Annotated in this window: 15 protein-coding genes; 5 read left to right on the plus strand and 10 right to left on the minus strand. The window is 35.8% G+C overall.

Annotation, left to right across the window (positions count from 1 at the left end; all coding sequences use genetic code 11):
• Nucleotides 1-46: 46 nt before the first annotated feature.
• The 4 genes from GMB86_RS10900 to ezrA form a co-directional block, all read right to left on the minus strand.
• A complete protein-coding gene (locus GMB86_RS10900; RefSeq protein WP_155219752.1) occupies nt 47-247 on the minus strand; it encodes an alpha/beta-type small acid-soluble spore protein in 201 nt (66 codons plus the stop codon).
• Between the two features lie 229 nt (nt 248-476).
• Nucleotides 477-1,679 (minus strand): tRNA uracil 4-sulfurtransferase ThiI, encoded by a 1,203-nt coding sequence (gene thiI / locus GMB86_RS10905; protein ID WP_155219755.1) that lies wholly within the window; start codon nt 1,677-1,679, stop codon nt 477-479.
• Nucleotides 1,680-1,682: 3 nt separating this feature from the next.
• Nucleotides 1,683-2,828, minus strand: a complete 1,146-nt coding sequence (locus tag GMB86_RS10910; protein WP_329602886.1) for a cysteine desulfurase family protein — start codon at nt 2,826-2,828, stop codon at nt 1,683-1,685.
• A gap of 225 nt (nt 2,829-3,053) precedes the next feature.
• Nucleotides 3,054-4,748 carry a septation ring formation regulator EzrA gene (gene ezrA, locus GMB86_RS10915; RefSeq protein ID WP_196220199.1) on the minus strand — a complete coding sequence of 565 codons (1,695 nt, stop codon included), beginning with the start codon at nt 4,746-4,748 and terminating at the stop codon, nt 3,054-3,056.
• A 401-nt stretch (nt 4,749-5,149) separates the two neighbouring features.
• Between ezrA and GMB86_RS10920 the strand changes: the two genes are divergently transcribed.
• Nucleotides 5,150-5,920 (plus strand): sulfite exporter TauE/SafE family protein, encoded by a 771-nt coding sequence (locus GMB86_RS10920; RefSeq protein ID WP_155219761.1) that lies wholly within the window; start codon nt 5,150-5,152, stop codon nt 5,918-5,920.
• A gap of 78 nt (nt 5,921-5,998) precedes the next feature.
• Here GMB86_RS10920 and refZ read toward each other — a convergent pair whose 3' ends face one another.
• A complete protein-coding gene (refZ, locus tag GMB86_RS10925) occupies nt 5,999-6,634 on the minus strand; it encodes a forespore capture DNA-binding protein RefZ (RefSeq protein ID WP_329602887.1) in 636 nt (211 codons plus the stop codon).
• 137 nt (nt 6,635-6,771) lie between these two features.
• On the opposite strand from refZ, the gene GMB86_RS10930 reads away from it, so the two are divergent.
• From GMB86_RS10930 to GMB86_RS10945, 4 genes are all read left to right on the plus strand, one after another.
• Entirely contained in the window at nt 6,772-7,278 is a 507-nt protein-coding gene (locus GMB86_RS10930) for a GAF domain-containing protein (protein WP_155219764.1), read from the plus strand.
• A gap of 285 nt (nt 7,279-7,563) precedes the next feature.
• Nucleotides 7,564-8,166 carry a 30S ribosomal protein S4 gene (gene rpsD / locus GMB86_RS10935; protein ID WP_155219767.1) on the plus strand — a complete coding sequence of 201 codons (603 nt, stop codon included), beginning with the start codon at nt 7,564-7,566 and terminating at the stop codon, nt 8,164-8,166.
• 480 nt (nt 8,167-8,646) lie between these two features.
• Nucleotides 8,647-10,194: a ClC family H(+)/Cl(-) exchange transporter gene (locus tag GMB86_RS10940; RefSeq protein ID WP_155219769.1), complete on the plus strand. Its 1,548-nt coding sequence runs from the start codon at nt 8,647-8,649 to the stop codon at nt 10,192-10,194.
• 281 nt (nt 10,195-10,475) lie between these two features.
• Complete coding sequence (locus GMB86_RS10945) at nt 10,476-13,322, plus strand: transglycosylase domain-containing protein (RefSeq protein ID WP_155219772.1); 2,847 nt, start codon at nt 10,476-10,478, stop codon at nt 13,320-13,322.
• A 104-nt stretch (nt 13,323-13,426) separates the two neighbouring features.
• On the opposite strand, the gene ccpA is transcribed toward GMB86_RS10945, so the two are convergent.
• From ccpA to GMB86_RS10970, 5 genes are all read right to left on the minus strand, one after another.
• On the minus strand, nt 13,427-14,428 hold the full coding sequence (gene ccpA, locus GMB86_RS10950; protein WP_155219775.1) for a catabolite control protein A: 1,002 nt from the start codon (nt 14,426-14,428) through the stop codon (nt 13,427-13,429).
• A 221-nt stretch (nt 14,429-14,649) separates the two neighbouring features.
• Complete coding sequence (locus tag GMB86_RS10955) at nt 14,650-14,991, minus strand: YtxH domain-containing protein (protein ID WP_155219778.1); 342 nt, start codon at nt 14,989-14,991, stop codon at nt 14,650-14,652.
• 127 nt (nt 14,992-15,118) lie between these two features.
• Nucleotides 15,119-15,553, minus strand: a complete 435-nt coding sequence (locus tag GMB86_RS10960; protein WP_329602889.1) for a DUF948 domain-containing protein — start codon at nt 15,551-15,553, stop codon at nt 15,119-15,121.
• A gap of 209 nt (nt 15,554-15,762) precedes the next feature.
• On the minus strand, nt 15,763-17,061 hold the full coding sequence (gene murC / locus GMB86_RS10965; RefSeq protein WP_155219781.1) for a UDP-N-acetylmuramate--L-alanine ligase: 1,299 nt from the start codon (nt 17,059-17,061) through the stop codon (nt 15,763-15,765).
• Nucleotides 17,062-17,354: 293 nt separating this feature from the next.
• The gene (locus GMB86_RS10970; RefSeq protein ID WP_155219784.1) at nt 17,355-18,452 is read right to left on the minus strand and encodes a nicotinate phosphoribosyltransferase; all 1,098 of its coding nucleotides are present in this window, start codon (nt 18,450-18,452) and stop codon (nt 17,355-17,357) included.
• Nucleotides 18,453-18,488 lie beyond the last annotated feature (36 nt).

Consider the following 18,488-nt stretch of genomic DNA (forward strand, 5'->3'; position numbering starts at 1 on the left):
AAAGAAGGGTGACGAAACGTCACCCTTCTAGCCATATCCTATTTAATTAGAATGATTTACCACTTAATTGTTGTTGAGCAGTAGCGACAAGACGTTTTGTGATCTCACCACCAACTGATCCATTCGCTCTAGAAGTTGTATCAGCGCCAAGTTTTACACCAAATTCTTGAGCGATTTCATTTTTCATTTGGTCAAGAGCTTGTTCTACTCCAGGTACAAGAATTTGATTGCTATTGTTATTAGGCATTTGGTATCACCTCCTTGTGATATTAGAGTGTGTTAAATGATGATAAACCATTCATGAAACCCATTGGAAATTATTTCATTCTCTGTTTAAAAAACGACCTGCATCACCATTGTGAAAATCACTGGATAAAGAAAGCTTGGCAATTGCGGGGCCGGGGCCTATACTTTCTTAAAGTGTAAAAAAAGCATCCAAGTCAGCCTTGGACACTTTTTATCATTTTCTTATTCAATTATAATAAATCATCAAGATCATCTGACTCCTGAGATTTAGTCAATAAATCAATGGTTTGGACTCCCTCTAATGCCTCGTTAATGAGTTCATCAATAGGTAGATATTGTTCAAATTTATTAGCATGTTCACGTTTGGGTTTTGTTTTAGGTGCTGTTGGAAGAAAAATGGTACAACAATCTTCATATGGCCTAATAGAAATATCATACGTATCAATTTTTTGAGCAATCGCCATAATATCAATCTTATCCATTGAAACCAGTGGACGGAGAACTGGATAATTCGTCACTTCATTTATCGTGTGCATACTTTCAAGTGTTTGACTTGCTACTTGTCCAAGACTTTCGCCGGTTGCAATGGCCAGAGCACCATTTTTTTTGGCTAATTTTTCTGCAATACGAAGCATCATACGCCTCATGATCGTCATACGATAATTATCTGGCATGCTGTCTTTAATGGCCACTTGGGCATTAGTGAAAGGGACGATATGAAGTTTGATGTGCCCACCAAAGCGTTGTAACTTTTCAGCTAGATCAACGACTTTTTGCTTAGCTCGGTCATTTGTATAGGGTGGGCTGTGAAAATGAATTGCTTCAATGTCTGCCCCTCTCTTTTGAAGTAAATATCCCGCAACAGGGCTATCAATTCCACCGGATAACATAAGCATCACCTTACCGCTTGTTCCAACGGGTAGCCCACCAGCACCCGGGTACTCTCTTCCATATAGACGAGTATCATGCTCTCCAACTTCAACTCGAATATTCAAATCAGGGTGATGAACATCCACTTTCAACGCTTCCATATTTTTTAAGATATGGCCACCTAATTCTTGATTCAAGACATTGGATGGATATTCGAAATTTTTATTTTTTCTTCTTGCAGATATCTTAAATGTTTGAGCATAAACTTCACTTTGAGCGATTTGCAGGACACCCTGTTTTATATCATCAAGATTATTCTCTACTTTTATGGCTGCCCGGATCGAGTGAATGCCAAAAATAGATTGAAGTTGCTGTGCAACCGCATCGACATCTTCACCGTGTAGTGTGATTTCAATATCATCGTAATGCCGTTTGACAAAGAGATTAGGAAATTTTTTTAAACTTTTTCGTATTGTTGTTTCTAATTTTACGATAAACTTCTTTTTGTTTTTTCCTTTAAGTGATATTTCACCAAATCTAAGTATTAAAAATTCATATATCATGGTTTAACTCCTCATGACTTGCCGCAAGTCTTCTACTTGTGTTTTAAATATTTTTAGAAATTGCTCAACTTCTTCAGCCGTCGTTTGATAGGACAAACTTAACCGAATAGCTTGTTTGGCATCTGAATCTGATACACCCATAGCAAGTAAAATCCGACTTGCCTGCTGATCCTTTGAAGAACAAGCTGACTTTGTCGAAACATAAACCTCTTTTTCTTCAAGAGCATGAACGAGTACTTCTGCTTTGAGCCCTTTTACACTGATATTGATGATATGAGGGGCAGATCCGTTCTTAGGTGTATGAAAGGTTATTCCTTCAATTGAAGATAGTCCCTGGATTAGTTTTTCTTTATGACGTTTAAGCTCACGAGAATGTGTCTCTTTTAACTCTAACGTTATTCTGAGAGCTTTAACCATTGCTGCAATGCCGGGTAAGTTTTCCGTCCCTGCACGTCTATTTTGTTCCTGACTCCCCCCAGCAATTAGTGGGGATAAAGTCACACCATGTCTGACAAAAAGTAGGCCCGTTCCTTTTGGTCCATGAAATTTATGACCAGAAATGGTACATAGATCGATATTCCCTTGAGAGAGATCTAACGGAACTTTTCCTACTCCTTGGACATGATCAACGTGAAGAAGGGTCGTGGGTTTATCTTGTAATAAGGCTGCAACCTCAGAAATCGGTTGTATGGTTCCTACCTCATTATTCACATGGATGATGGATACTAGGATGGTATCTTTTCTTAATGCTTGTTTCAATTGGTCCAATGAAATCTTACCTTCGTTATCAACAGGTAGATAAGTGACTTCATACCCTTCCTTTTCCAGTTGTTTACAAGCCAGATAACTGGATGCATGCTCTATCTCGGTTGTAATAATATGTTTGCCACGATCTTTATAATAGTTAGCTATCCCTTTTATAGCTAAATTATTCCCTTCTGATCCACCAGAGGTAAATATGATGTCTTTATCGGATACTTGAAGCAGATTAGCCGCTTGCTGTCTTGAACGCTTCAATAGCTCCTCGCTTTGGCTGCCAAGTCTATGAATAGATGATGGATTGGCATAATAATTTTGTGCAACTTTTAAAAAAGTATCCAATGCCTCAGGATATGGTTTCGTTGTTGCGCTGTTATCGAAATAAATCACTCTTATCGATCCCTTTCAAGTATTTACAGCTTTAAATTTTTTAAGTAAACATTGTTGTAGCAAGAAATCTGTGTATTAGAAGAAAAACCCCTTATATAGGAGTTTTTCACTTTTTAGAGGTTATTCAAAAAGTCACCAAATGATAAGCGGCGAATCTCGGCGTTGGCTTGATCTTCTTGCTTCTAATTTGTCGCCTTTTTGAACATGCACTTTTATTATTCTAAATTAGTTTTCCTTTGAATACAATTCCATACGCTTTAATATTTTTGGCTCTTTTTTCTCAATCGCTTTTGCAGCGACCTCAACGGCTTCTTGGTAATTATAACTTCTGAATAAATCTTCGGCATGTTTTAGCTCTTCATTAATTTCGTGCGAATCACTACGATAACGATTACCATATTGAATAAGTTCTTCTGAAAGGGCTGCGTTATCAATCATTTCTTGAGTCTTCTTATAGAACTCATTAACCTTTTCTACAGCATCATCTAAACTACGTTGGACAGCTACCATATTTAACGGGGATTGATCAAGTTCATGATTAACATCTGCAAGATGCTCTTCTGAATCCTCAAGTAAAGTGACGTAGTACTCAGGAACTCCTGGTAAATTGCTTTTTTGAACCATTCGCCTGCAATCAAATATGGTTCTTTTCAACTTTTGCATCGTTTCTTTCGCAATTAATTCATCTTTTCTAAGCGTTTTTATTTTGTCTTTAAACTCTTTTGCAGATCCTTGAACAACTTCAATATCAGAACGCATGGATTCTAGCTTTTCTAACAAAATACTAAAGGCTTCTTTTTGTTCCTGTAAATCTTTATTGACCTCTTGGTATTCCATATCTAATTTATTAAAAATATCATCAATCTCATGTTTCATTCTAAGGTCTTCTTCATCAATATGATAATTCGTTTGAATTGTTTCCGTTTCCTCAGCAAGCGATTTTACATTTTCTCCAACGATTGTGAGGTCTCGTTCTATGGTTGGAGCCACTTCCAAGAGCTTCTTTCTGCTCATCACTTCTGTTTCCATCTGATCAAATAAGTGTTCTAATTGTTCGTGCATGATATTAATACTTTCTTCTACTGGTTTTAATTCCATCTTGTCAACGGCTTGATCAAGTATGTTAAGTTGATGCTTAATTTCTTCTAATTGTACATTTAATTGCAAATGACTTAAAACATAGCCCTGGCTCGTCATTTCTTCAAAACCCATCCGCAAGTCTTGCATAAGATCAGGTATTGTATGGTGAATCTCGTTATATAAGAAAGGAATTTTTTCAAATTGTTCATTTAACTTTTCCATACTTGCTTTGGCCGATAGCAATATATCTCTTGCTTTTATGTAATTACCATTATCCGTCTCCGCTTCATAACCCTGCAATTCTTTGTCAACGGCTTTTAACTTTTCTTCTAATAAATTGACAGCTCCGCGATATTGACTTCTTTTCGTAATTAACTCTTTCTTTCCTTTTAGAAACATATCTTTGACAATAAGAATATCTTTTCGATTGGCATGCTCACTTTCAACCACTTTGTTCAGATCAGAAAGCATATCTCGTATTCGATTTTCAATCTTATTTAGATGGTGTTCTAAAGAGTCAAGCGTTTTTTCTGCTTTTTTAAAACGATAATGATCCACATAGCCTTCTGCATCAAATAATGATTCTTCAATCAGCGGCAATTCAGTTGTTACGATCTCATCCCAATCTGCACGCCATTTTTCAAAATTCTTTTCAGCTTCGCCTATCATTTTTAATTCTTTTACTTTTGATATTTCTTCCGTTACAGGTCGATTCATAATATCCATTTTCCACGCTTCATATCGATCAATTTTATTGTACGTTTTTTTCCTCATACACGTACTAAAAATGACGACAAAAACGACAACAATAATGAAACTTAATACGACATAATAGAACATTGGAAGTTCCCCCATTCTCCCATTAAAACCGGTATCTTTCCCAATCTATGCTTGTTCGCTCACTAGGGAAGATATGTAAAGTTCCCAATTAAGTATCGTTATCCAACGAAATACCCTTACGTTTTAAACCTACTAATTTAGCAAAACTCAAATAGGCTTTTTATAAATTTCCATCAGAACATACTCAGGTATTGTTAAAAATACGACATAATTAATCAAAATTCTTACCTTTAATAATACCATGAATACAGAGATTTGACTAAGATATATATATTTTAATTTATCACATGATTAATCGTTCTCTTAAACTTTTCTTGAACGATAAGGAAAACCATATTTATAGACACGTTTGGAACAAAAAATGGTACAATACAATTGGTTTTAGCGAAGGAGCCTTGATTATGGAAGATTTACATACCTTAACTCTTGTTTTTCTTATATTTGCTGGATTTTTAGCCGGTTTTATAGATGCCGTCGTTGGGGGTGGGGGGCTTATTTCAACACCTGCACTCTTGTTTACTGGATTACCTCCGAATATCGCATTGGGAACAAACAAACTAGCAGGTACAATGGGGGCTTTAACGAGCACCTTAACTTTTATTCGTTCAAAGAAGGTCGATTTTCATTTAATTGGTCGCCTGTTTCCGCTCACTCTTATTGGTTCTTTTATCGGTGTAATGGTTGTACATATTATCTCCCCGGAAATATTAAAACCTTTAATCCTCATTTTATTAGCTTTAGTAACGATCTATACGATTTTCAAAAAAGATTGGGGAACCATATCAAAATATAAAGGTTTTACACTATCCCGAGCCATTCTTTTCGGCCTGATCATTTTTACGCTTGGTTTTTATGATGGGTTCCTAGGTGGCGGTACAGGTTCATTTCTTCTCTTTTCTTTTTTGGCAGTTGGATTTGATTTTCTTCATGCTGCAGGTAATGCAAAAATCTTAAATTTTTGTAGTAACATAATGGCTTTGATTACGTTTATTTGTTTAGGTTCAGTCAATTTTCAGTATGGCATACCTATGGCTATCAGCATGATCATTGGATCGTGGATCGGTGCCAATGTAGCCATTCGAAAGGGATCATCCTATGTCAAACTAATCTTTATCGTGGTTACCATCTTATTAATAGGAAAGAACTTATTCAGCTATTTACCACTTCATTAAGCAAGATTTTATTCCATATTAACGCTCCACTAACATTATCAAAGGAGACTTCATGACTTCATTATTTGATAACCCTTTTTATGAAGTTTGGGCAAAGAGCTGATCAGCCCAATATTTGATATATTTTAAGTAATATTTCCGGAAATAGTCCTCATGCGGCTGTAAGTCATGGATGCGTCTAATATATTGTGGGTGCAAAAATGGCATGATGATCATGTCGCGATATTGCATAACAAGGATATCGATTGGAATGGCAACCGGATACTTTTCTTGTTTAAATACCATTTCTAACAGATATTTTTCTTTCATTAAATAGCTCGCCATGAATTCACGGATCAAATTGGTATCGAGAGTCATTTCTCGGTGTACACAACGTGACAAATAAAAGTAGCGTTGTTGGTAACGGATCATTCGATCTGCAATTTGAATTAATCGCGTACATAATAAAGGTTCTAAATGGGTCGTTTGTTCAATAGCTGACTCCATTTCTTCCAGATATCCTTCAAAAAATGAAGACATTAAATACTCTAGTAGCCCTTTTTTTCCTCCAAAATAGTAAGATATTAGCGCAATGTTCACTCCTGCATCATTGGCAATGGCCCGGACCGATGTCCCTGTATAACCACTCATATTAAAAAGTCGGATGGCTGAACGAATGACTTCATTTTTTTTATTGATATCCTTTACCTTTTCAATCGTTTGCAATATGATCACCTCGTCATTTACACTCTATATAACATCTTCTCTAAACATCAGCATCCTCCTTCATAAATCGCTCGACACTTAGATGAGATATTCTACATAATCTGATAAAATAACACGTATGATGAATTAAAAGGAGAGGAATATACATGTATTCTGTCAATAAATATTCTGGTGATATGGACTCCCAATATCAGTTAGTCGTAAAGCAGCTCACCTCCCTTATTGAAGATGAGGAAAATTTAATAGCTAATCTTTCTAACGCTTCAGCCCTTCTCAATCAATTTTTGCAAGATATTAATTGGGTTGGATTTTATCTTTTAGACCAAAAAGAGCTCGTTTTGGGACCCTTTCAAGGACTGCCTGCCTGCGTACGACTCCCAATTGGAAAGGGAGTGTGTGGAACAGCTGTTCAAGAGAGGAAAACATTACGCGTTAGTGATGTTCAGCAATTCTCTGGACACATTGCTTGTGATTCGGCCTCTAGATCCGAGATCGTCGTTCCGATCATCGTTGATTCTCAAGTGATCGGTGTTCTCGATATTGATAGTCCAAAGGTTAATCGTTTCACAGAAGAAGACCAACACTTTCTAGAACAATTTGTTGAAATATTAAGCAATCACATTAAAATTCAAACTCTTAATTTAAATAAATAGTTGACAAGTCTAAGTTTAATTAACTATAATAGAGTTTGTGTAAAATGAGGCAGTGGTCAATGGATAAGATGAAGACCCTCTTATTTTGTTCCTCGTGATTTTTAAATTAATTAGAGTTTAAAAGGAAGGCTGTTTTTCCGTACTTTTTAACTTTAAATTAGAGGTGTACCCCGTAACTCTTCACTGCCGAGCGAAGGTACAAGATAACAAAATAACTTCATTCTTTAAATCCTTGAAGATGCTGTCATTTTATGCCTAATTTAAAATGACAAGGAGGAGTCAATTATGGCTCGTTATACTGGTCCTGCATGGAAAAAATCTCGTCGCTTTGGTATTTCATTAAGCGGTACGGGTAAAGAACTTGAAAGACGTCCTTATATTCCTGGACAACATGGTCCTACACAACGTAAAAAGTTATCTGAATATGGTTTGCAACAAAATGAAAAACAAAAATTACGTTATATGTATGGACTTAACGAACGTCAATTCCGTCGTCTCTTCGACGAAGCTGGTAAAATGAAAGGTGTACACGGTGAAAACTTCATGATTCTTCTCGAATCACGTCTCGATAACCTCGTTTATCGTTTAGGTTTAGCTCGTACACGTCGTCAATCTCGCCAACTTGTTAACCATGGTCACATTACTGTCAATGGTAAACGTGTTGACATTGCTTCTTACCGTGTTTCTGTCGGTGATGTTATTGGTTTAAGAGAAAAATCTAAAAACCTTGATATCGTTAAAGAAGCGATCGAAGTTAACTCATTTGTTCCTGAATATTTAACTTTTGATGAAGATAAATTAGAAGGTACTTTCAATAGACTTCCTGAACGTTCTGAATTACCAGCTGAAATAACTGAAGCTCTTATCGTTGAGTTCTACTCACGTTAATTCAATTGCTTCTTAAAAAGCAATAACGAAAGCCCTAGAAATGTTGAATCTATATTTCTAGGGCTTTTTAAGTTTTTCATGCTTTATAGAATAATGTACTCTCCCCTCAACGATTTGGGGGGAGTTTTTAATTGATTAAGAAACAAAATTGTGGACAGACGCTTTAATAAGATAATGACTATACTGAATCCATTTCTAGTTATTTTAACTACAGTACTATGATATAAGTTTACATATTTATCTTTCCGAGTATTATTAATGTACAGAAAATTTTTATGTAAAAATATGACAATAGCTTATTTTAACCATTTTATATTTACCCTCAGTTACCTATTAACAATTTGGTGACAAATTTCAAATAGAATTTAACCTTTTTCTCCATTTTCTTATCTCATTTCATTTCTTTTCGTTATCCCTTCAAAATTTATTAATAAACTATTATATAATATAGAGGAAGTTCACCATAGGAGTGACAGCAAAATGAATGCTAAATTTTTTGTCCGGAGAATCCCATTAAAACAACTGAAATTTGTTATTCAAGGAATGCTAGTTGGTCTATTAGGCGGTTTAGTTGTGAGCCTATTCCGACTCACGCTTCAAAAATTACTAAACTTAGATAAGGCGTTTTACACTTATGCTCATGAAAATCCCTATTTACTGATATTGGCGGCGATTTTTATGATCCTAATTGGTTGCATGATTGGTTGGTTAATTAAAGGCGAAAAGAATATAAAAGGTAGTGGAATTCCCCAAGTAAAGGGCCAAATTCAAGGTGATCTTGAATTGAACTGGTGGCCAGTACTATGGCGAAAATTTATTGGAGGAATCTGTTCCATTGGTCCCGGAACCTTTCTTGGTCGTGAAGGCCCTTCCATCCAATTAGGAGCCACCGTTGGACAAGGGATTAATCAATTCACTGGTGGGGATTCAACAAATGAAAAGATATTAATTACAGCTGGAGCCAGTGCTGGTCTTTCGGCTGCATTTAATGCACCAGTGGCAGGGCTTCTATTCGGTTTAGAAGAAATTCATCATCATTTCAGTTCAACACTTCTTGTTACCTGTTTTTCAGCCTCAATTACTGCAAATTTTGTTTCATTAAATATATTTGGAATGACACCGGTATTATTTTTAGGAGATATCCCCAGTTTTCCTTTGAATCATTATTTATGGCTTGTTTTATTAGCTATTCTTTTAGCGATTCTTGGTCTGATTTATCAAAAAGTGCTATTCCGTTTATCTGATTGGTATTCACATATTCATTTTCTCCCAAGTTATCTCTATGGATTAATTCCATTATTACTTGTGATTCCAATTGGTTATTTTGTGCCTGATTTACTTGGTGGAGGAGCAAACGTAATAACATCATTGAATGGTGCCTATTTTACTTTGGAATTTTTGATTTTTGTCTTCATCCTTCGTTTCATTTATTCAATGATCTCATACGGGAGTGGTTTACCCGGGGGTATCTTTTTACCTTTACTAACACTCGGTGCTTCATTAGGTGCCATTTATGGTCATTCGATCAGTACCTTTTTTGGAGTAGATGATTCACTGATTCGCTGTTTTATTATTTATGGAATGGCTGGCTATTTTACGGCCATTTGTAAAGCTCCATTAACCGGTATTATTTTAGTTTCTGAGATGGTTGGAAGCTTGGAAGTACTTATGCCGATCGCCATTGTCTCGCTTGTTGCGTATATTGCGGTAGATCTAATGGGTGGAATTCCAATATATGAGGGACTATTAGTTAATCTCTTAGGCGAAAAGAAAGGCAATAAGAAAAGCAATAAGAAAAATCATTATACAACATTTGTCTATCCGGTTGATGTAACAAATCATTCTCTGGTCGGAAAGAAAGTTAAAGAATATTCTTGGCCAAATGATGCACTCTTGGTTTTGATTCGTAAAGGTGAGCAAGAAGTTGTACCACATGGGGATACCGTTATTCAAGCAGGTAACTTTTTGTATATTTCAGCAGATGCAAGTCAAGAAAGCATGATTCGTAAAAAGTTGGACAATCAGTAAACCAATCCTTTAATTTAATGAGTGACAATCTTTACTACTATAGAATGTAAAAAAACATTTTACTCTCCATTCTGATAAATACCGACCTTTTTTAGCAAAATAACTTGCAAGATATTCAATATAAGATAAGATAAAAATTAGATTTATTATCTTATAATGGGTTAAATGCAAACATTCGCATAACAACCTATTCAAGTTCAGTACATTAGTTACTGAATTAATAGCTGCTTTTTTCATAGGCTTTAAACTTTATTATGGAAAAGGTATTAAGGAGGAATGTTATGACTTCGAATTTAAAGTCATCTTTTAGCGAATGGTTCGATCGCTTTAAAAACAGTGGACTCATTCAAGCACTTATTTTTACATACAAAGTAGCATGGAATTCATTTTTAGTCATTATCTCAGTCATATTTATCGGCTGTGTCTTTGCATTTGGTATTTCCACTGGTTATTTTGCTGCTTTGGTACGGGACCAGCCGGTTTTGAATTATAAGACGTTGAAAGGGGATATGGCCAATTACTCTCAAAGTAGTGAGATTTATTTTGCCGATAACATCCCTCTGGGAAAAGTTAATAGTGATCTTATTCGGACAACAGTGACATTAGATCAAGTTTCCTCTCATTTTACAGATGCTTTGCTATCAACGGAGGATGAACTTTTCTATGAACATCACGGTGTTGTTCCAAAAGCTGTATTCCGTGCAACCTATCAAGATATTACAAACCAACCATTACAAACCGGTGGCAGTACGATCACACAACAAGTTGTTAAGAATCAAATCCTGAGTAATGCTGTGACGAAAGAGCGTAAGGCAAGGGAAATCTTGTTGGCGATGAGATTGGAACATTTTTTTAGTAAAAACGAGATTTTGCAATCTTATATTAACGTCAGTCCCTTTGGACGAAATGCATCTGGTCAGAATATAGCAGGAGTTCAAACGGCTGCACAAGGTATTTTTGGTGTTGATGCTAAAAAACTTAATATTCCACAGGCTGCGTTCATTGCTGGTTTACCTCAAAATCCATTTGTCTATTCACCTTTTGATAATAATGGTGAAATCAAAAAAGATATCTCTCCTGGAATTAACCGAGCTCATGCTGTTCTAAAAAATATGTACGATGGCGGCTATATTTCACAGAAAGACTATCAGGACGCTCTGAAATATGACTACAAAAAGCACTTTAAAGATACAACCAAAATGATAAAAAATCGCTATCACTATGTCACGAATGAAGTGATTAAAGACGCAAGTATTATTTTGGCCAAACAAGCCGCTCGAAAACAGGGATATAGCGAGGACAAATTATATCATGACTATACAACCTATCTTAACTATTCGAAGGTATCAAAGTCACAAGGATCAAGTGTTGAATCCATTGCCAAAGCAAATAAAGTTAATTATTCAACAATAAAAAAACATTTTGATACATTCGAAAATCTCATGGATAGTGCCACATTAGATTTACAGAATGGTGGCTATAAAATTCATACGACCATTAATAAAGATATCTATGATGACCAACAAGCTTTTGCAAGTCATTATAGCGGATATGAAAGCGATCGGATTACGTATCGAAAAGACTCTAAAACAGGAAAAAAGGAAGAGATTCGCCACCCAATGGAGGTAGGTTCTGTTCTTATTAAAAATGATACTGGCGCAATCATAAGTTTTGTTGGTGGGCGTGGATTTGATTTATCCCAATATAATTTTGCGACTCAAGTCAATAGACAAAACGGATCTACGATGAAACCACTACTTGTCTATGCCCCTGCGATGGAAGCTGGACTAACTCAGCCAGGCAACATAATGGCAGACTTACCATACAAAAGAATCATGGGTTCTGGGCAAGTTTATTCACCTGTTAACTATACACCCCTCTATCATGGCTTTGAATCGACGAGAAAAGCCCTATATCAGTCTGATAATATGCCGGCCGTCCGACTATTTACTCGGCTAAGCCAAACCATAAGTGATCCTCCAAGTTATCTGAAGAAAATGGGATTTACATCACTCATTGGTTCAGATGGATATAACGTTTCTGCTGCGTTAGGCGGTATTACACTCGGACCTACTGTTGAAGAAAATACGAATGCTTATGCAACATTCGGAAACGGCGGTAAGTTTGTTGATGCCTATATTATTGATAAGATCACAGATACATCTAGCCGTACGGTTTATCAACATAAAGTTAAAAAAACGACTGTCTTTTCTCCACAAACAAATTATTTAATGCTAGATATGATGCGAGATGTATTAAGCCCAATGGGTACAGCCCGAGGTGTACCTGGTCAACTTGATTTTCATGCCGACTGGGCAGGTAAAACCGGAACATCTCAAGATTGGCGAGATGGATGGTTTGTTGCTACCAATCCTAATGTCACACTTGGCGTTTGGACTGGCTATGGCAATAACGCTAAAATGAATCATCAATATTACTCATCAAGAACACAGAAGCTTTGGGCAGGATTTGCCAATGCGGCCTATCGTATTGATCCTGAACTTATGAGCCCTAATAAGAAATTTACTCAACCAAAAGGAATCATAAAAACAACATACTGTGGTTTAACTGGGGAAAAAGTGACATCGCTCTGCAGGGAAGCTGGATTTGTCACAACGGATTTAATGAATGCTAAATATGCTCCTAGAACAACCGAAGAAGCCTTAGTCAGAACGAGTCAAGGTGTAAAAATTAAGCAAGGCTTTGTTAGCCAAAATTATCCGTTCCTTGATCTTTCTAAAACGAATGAAAAATTTCTAAAACTAATCCAATTGCCAGGTGATCAATTAGTTACTGATGAGGAAGTTGCTGCAGACAGGGATAAAGAGAATGAGGAAAAAAAGAAAGAGCCAGATAATAAAAAAGCGACGATAGAACAAAACGATAAAGAGGAACAGATACCAACAAAAACGAATGATAAAAAGCAAAACAAATCGAATCATAAAACAGAACCTGATGGAAAAAAGCAAACAACCGATCAACAAACAACGGATAAGCAAACAACAGATCAAAAAACATCAGGTCAACAAACAACAGATCAACAAAACAATACAACGCCACAATCAAATAGCACAGAGAACAATGACTCAGTAAAAAAGGAACAATCAATCAAACAACCAATAAATTAATGAAGCAAAAGAGCCAATGATCGGCTCTCCTGCTTCATTTTTGTTATAAAAAATAGACTATGTCCGAATTAAGTCATTATGGACAAGTCTATTTTATATAGAACCTATTTAGTAGTTGATGATCGATATTCAATTCGATAAGGCAATGTGACAGTGATTTCATCAACTTCTTCTTTATTCATAAATTTGGTTAATAATCGCATAGCAACCGCCCCAATGTCATACATTGGTTGAACTACACATGATAGCGTTGGACGAACCATTTGAGCTAATCGTGTATTGTCATTACTTATGACCTCAATATCATTAGGCACTGTTAACCCACTGTCTTGTATTTGATGGATAACACCTATGCCCATTTCATCTGAACCAGCAAAGATCGCCGTTGGCTTATTATCAAGCGCTAAAAACTGTTCTGTCGCTTCTTTACCTGATTCATAAGTGTCATCACCAATAGCCACCAGATCCTCTAAATAAGGTATTTCTGCGCTCTCTAAGGCACGTTTGTATCCTTTGAGTTTATGTTCTCCATTGATAGGTACCTCAGTTGGTCCAGAAATGAAGCCTATTCGTTTATGACCTTGATTAATAAAGTATGTAATGGCATCAAAAACGGCTTGTTCATAATTAATATTTACCGATGGTACTTGGTTTTGTTCATCAAGCGTAGCAGCTAGAACGATTGGTACTGGGGACTTTTTAAATTCTTCGATAAGATCTTGATTAATTTCCCCACCCATAAAAACAATACCATCGACTTGTTTACCAAGTAAAGTTTGAATAAGGTGCATCTCTTTATTTTTATTCTGATCAGAATTACAAAGAATAATATTGTATTTATACATGGTTGCTATGTCTTCAATTCCTCGAGCAAGCTCAGAAAAAAACACATTTGAAATGTCAGGAATGATGACTCCAACAGTTGTTGTTTTCTTACTAGCTAAACCTCGAGCAACAGCATTCGGTCTATAACCCAATCTTTCAATCGCTTCTAACACTTTTTTTCTTGTCGTTGGTTTAACGTTTGGATTACCGTTAACAACCCTAGAAACAGTCGCCATTGAAACGCTTGCCTCTCGAGCTACATCATATATTGTTGCACTCATACACGATTGTCCCCCCTCAACTTTTTCAACTTTACATGTAATACTATTATAACCATTAATATTAGTATTTTATTTTTACTATAGCATAACTTAATCACATATCTATCTTTTTCAACAAAAAATATCATATTATTACACGGAAATAGAAAAACCAAATCCGTTTTGATGAAGAAAACGGGTTGAACCTCATGTTCAACCCGTTTTTGTTGATTCAATATAAATTATATGTAATCTTTGGGTGCAGTCACTTTGATTTCTTTACTCGACTTGAGATTGACATTCTGACGTTTCTTTCGGCTTGGTATGGATTTTTTTACGTATTGAACCATCTGTTTATCTGAAACTGATTTAGCTAGATTTGTGGATCTCTCCTTCGCTAATTGGATAAAATCGACGCTTTTCCGACGAATAGAGTGAGTTCCACGATCAAGCTGAATCCGCATGTCTTTACCTGTCTTAGGTGTCAATAATAATGCGGCACTTGCTCCAAGTAAGCTTCCAAGCATCATACCAGTAAAAAACAGAGAACCTTTTTTACTTTGTTTCTTTCCTGTTTTACTCAACCCTTCTCCATCTCCTTGCTCATATTTTTCTCAATTAAAAATTGAGACCCACCTTAGTATATAGGTGGGAATCTCTAAGTTGGAAGATAAGACCTCTTCTTTATCCCCAAGTTTTTATTTAACTTGTTTATTGATTAGTAGAAGACGTTTGTGTATTTTTGTTTTTCCATTTACTCCATAAACTAATAGCTGCTTGTCCATACTGAATGGCTTTGGCAACTTGATCTGAATGTTGTTCACCTTTAAGTGTCACCTTATTGGCCACTCTTTGTACAGATTGATTGACATTTTTAATGGAGTCTCCAACACCTTCAATACCCTCAAAGAAACGATTAAGGTGAGCAGACTTGTGCTGAACATCTTCAGATAACTGATTCGTCTTATGTAATAGCTCAGCTGTCTCCATTGTTATACCTTGCATTTGTTGTTCAACATGATCTAATGTACTCACCATGCTATTCATTGTTCTTTGTATTGAACGAAGTGTTTCTGCAAGAAAATAAACGAGTGCCGCAAATGCAATCGCAATCACTGCAACGCTTAAATATAAAATTATAACCACAACGATTACCTCCCTTTTTGACTATCTTCCCATTTTAGTTTGTTTCTAAACAACAAATCTATACATTCAATATATCAATGATTAATAAAATCTGAAAGTGAAATTAGACCAAGCCATTAATTATTTAACACGGATCTACTCGTATCAAATACTGATCAAGTTGTTTAGGTTATTGCACACTGGCAGAGTCCCCTAATCGATAACTTAAATTATCGATTAGAGTCTTCATAAGCTTTTTGATACTTTTGAATATCCCCAGCTCCCATAAATAGTAACACACTATTTTCATATTGCTTAAGATCATCAATATTTTGTAGGCTTAAAATAATAGAGCCAGGAATTTTATTTTGTAAGTCGTGAATGGTTAATTTCCCATTGGATTCGCGAGCAGAACCAAAGATTTCGCATAAATAAACTTGATCTGCTAATTTCAAGCTGCTAACAAAACCATCTAGAAATGTAAGGGTACGAGAATACGTATGAGGTTGAAATACCGCAATAATCTGCTTATCGGGGTATTTTTTCCTTGCTGCTTCAATCGTTACTTTAATTTCTGTTGGATGGTGAGCATAATCATCAATCAAAATTTGATTGCCTAATTTTTTCTCAGCAAAGCGACGCTTCACACCTTTAAAAGACGCTAATCTTTCTTTTACTAGCTCTACGGGTACATTTTGATAATGACAGAAAGCTATGACTGCCAGGGTATTTAAAATGTTATGATTTCCGAATCCGGGAATTTTAAAATGCCCATATAAGTCATTTCTAACGAACACATCAAAATGCGTACCATCCGAGGTTGTTTCGATATTTCTCGCCTGAAAATCATTCTCCTCATTTAATCCATAATAAATGATGGGTACATTAGATTTTATACTTTGCAATTTCTCATCGTCACCACAAGCAAAGATCCCCTTTTTCACGCTCAAAGCCATTTCTTGAAAAGCGTCAAAAACATCATCAATATCCTTGTAGTAATCAGAGTGATCAAACTCAATGTTTGTAATAATACAGTAATCAGGTTTATAAGCTAAAAAATGCCGTTTGTATTCACATGACTCAAAGATGAAATAGTCGCTATCTTCAACACCCACTCCAGTTCCATCACCTATTAAATATGATGTCGAGGCAAACTCACTAAAAACATGAGCAAGTAAACCAGTCGTTGATGTCTTTCCATGGGTACCTGTTATGGCTACACTTGTATGTGTATCAGCAAGATGACTCAAAAAATCAAAGTAACGATACGTAGGTACGCCCATTTCTCTTGCCTTTTTGATTTCTTCGTGATCATCAGGAAACGCATTCCCTGCAATAACGATTTCATCCTTATTAATATTGTTTTTATCAAAAGGTAAAAGAGGAATATTTTTTTCTTCTAGAGCCTGTTGAGTAAAAAATCGCTTATCATAGTCTGAGCCCTGTACTTGATGCTTCATGTCATATAGAATTTGCGCAAGTGCACTCATTCCAGTTCCTTTTATTCCTACGAAATGATATTTCGCCATTAAAATGACCTCCAAAATCCCTTCCATTTATCCATATTCACTTAACCTATATATATATAGATACTATATGCAAATATATTCTAATTGTTTGGTATTCTTTTCCCAAAGATAAGTTTGCCAATTGAAAACCTGTTAAGCGTTAACAAAAGCTAAATTTTAAAAACTCGTTGTCTAAAGTCGTTTCGCATATGAAATACCTTGAATTACATATGGGATGGATATAGCCTAACAACTTTCTTTTATCTTATTATACATCTTTTTTCTTGTAATAATGAATTTGCAGTCTCTTTAACTTAGTCGACTTTTTCTAATCTCGGATTTAGATTATATTTTCTTCCAGCTTTGGCTTGATGTTTTCCGTTTAACATCACATTGTCTCCTGTAAAACCTATACCTATTTTTAATAAACTGCTTCCTATACCGTACAAATCCACGGGAACCTGTCGTTTTTCAAATTCTAGTATTCTTTCTTTTGTAAAACCGCCACTCACAACGATCTTAACATGATTAAACCCCTCTTTGTCCAGAGCCTCTCTTAGACCGAAAACAAGTTCAGGGTTAACACTTCTTGGATCAAATCGACCAAGCAATTCAGGATGATTAATAAAATATTTATCAACCATATTTTTTGCCGTATCGAGCCTTACACCTTTCAGTGTTTCTCCAAAAGCATGTGCAAGTTTTAAACTATCACCAATGACATCGTTATTATAGTCCACTAATGACACAAGATCATCCTCTGGATAATGCTCATGATAGGCCCGTGTAGCTGCAACAACGTCACCTTCAAACATTTGGATCAATGCGTGAGGCATTGTCCCCATTCCTTGCTTACCCCACCACTCATTCATCGCATGAGTCGCTTGAGCTGTAGAACCACCTATGTATGCAGAGTATCCATCTCCCGCTTGTTGTGTATAATGGTCATCCCTGTCACCCATGAAAATCACGGGTTTTTGAACACCAGATGCCCTGGCTGCTTTTACAACATTATAGACATTCGTTGCAACTGACGTTCTTCTGGCTAGAATCCCGTCAATAATGCCTTCTAAAAACCCAAAGTTTTGATAAGGACCTGTAATGGTTAAGACCGTTTCAAACGGTTCAATCTTGTCACCATCTTTTAAGGAATATATCTCCAATTGATCTGGGTCTTTTGCAAAAGTTTTGATTAAAGCAATTGCCTCATCTGTACCACACAAAACAGCATGTTCTTTTTGAAAAAATTGAGTTGTTACAATGTTATTGGGTTTCTCTTTTTTAATAATTTCACACGATTTAAGAAAGTAAACGGCCGAAAACCACCCTTCTCTAATTCGTTCATCAAATTTAAAGGTTTTATTCGTCAGCCTTTTAATCTTTCCTTGAACTTTTAATTCAATTTCTTTCATGTGTTTATCTCCTTAACTAACGCGATTGACGTAAGA

Source organism: Terrilactibacillus tamarindi, from assembly GCF_009718825.1.
Classification (GTDB): domain Bacteria; phylum Bacillota; class Bacilli; order Bacillales; family Sporolactobacillaceae; genus Terrilactibacillus; species Terrilactibacillus tamarindi.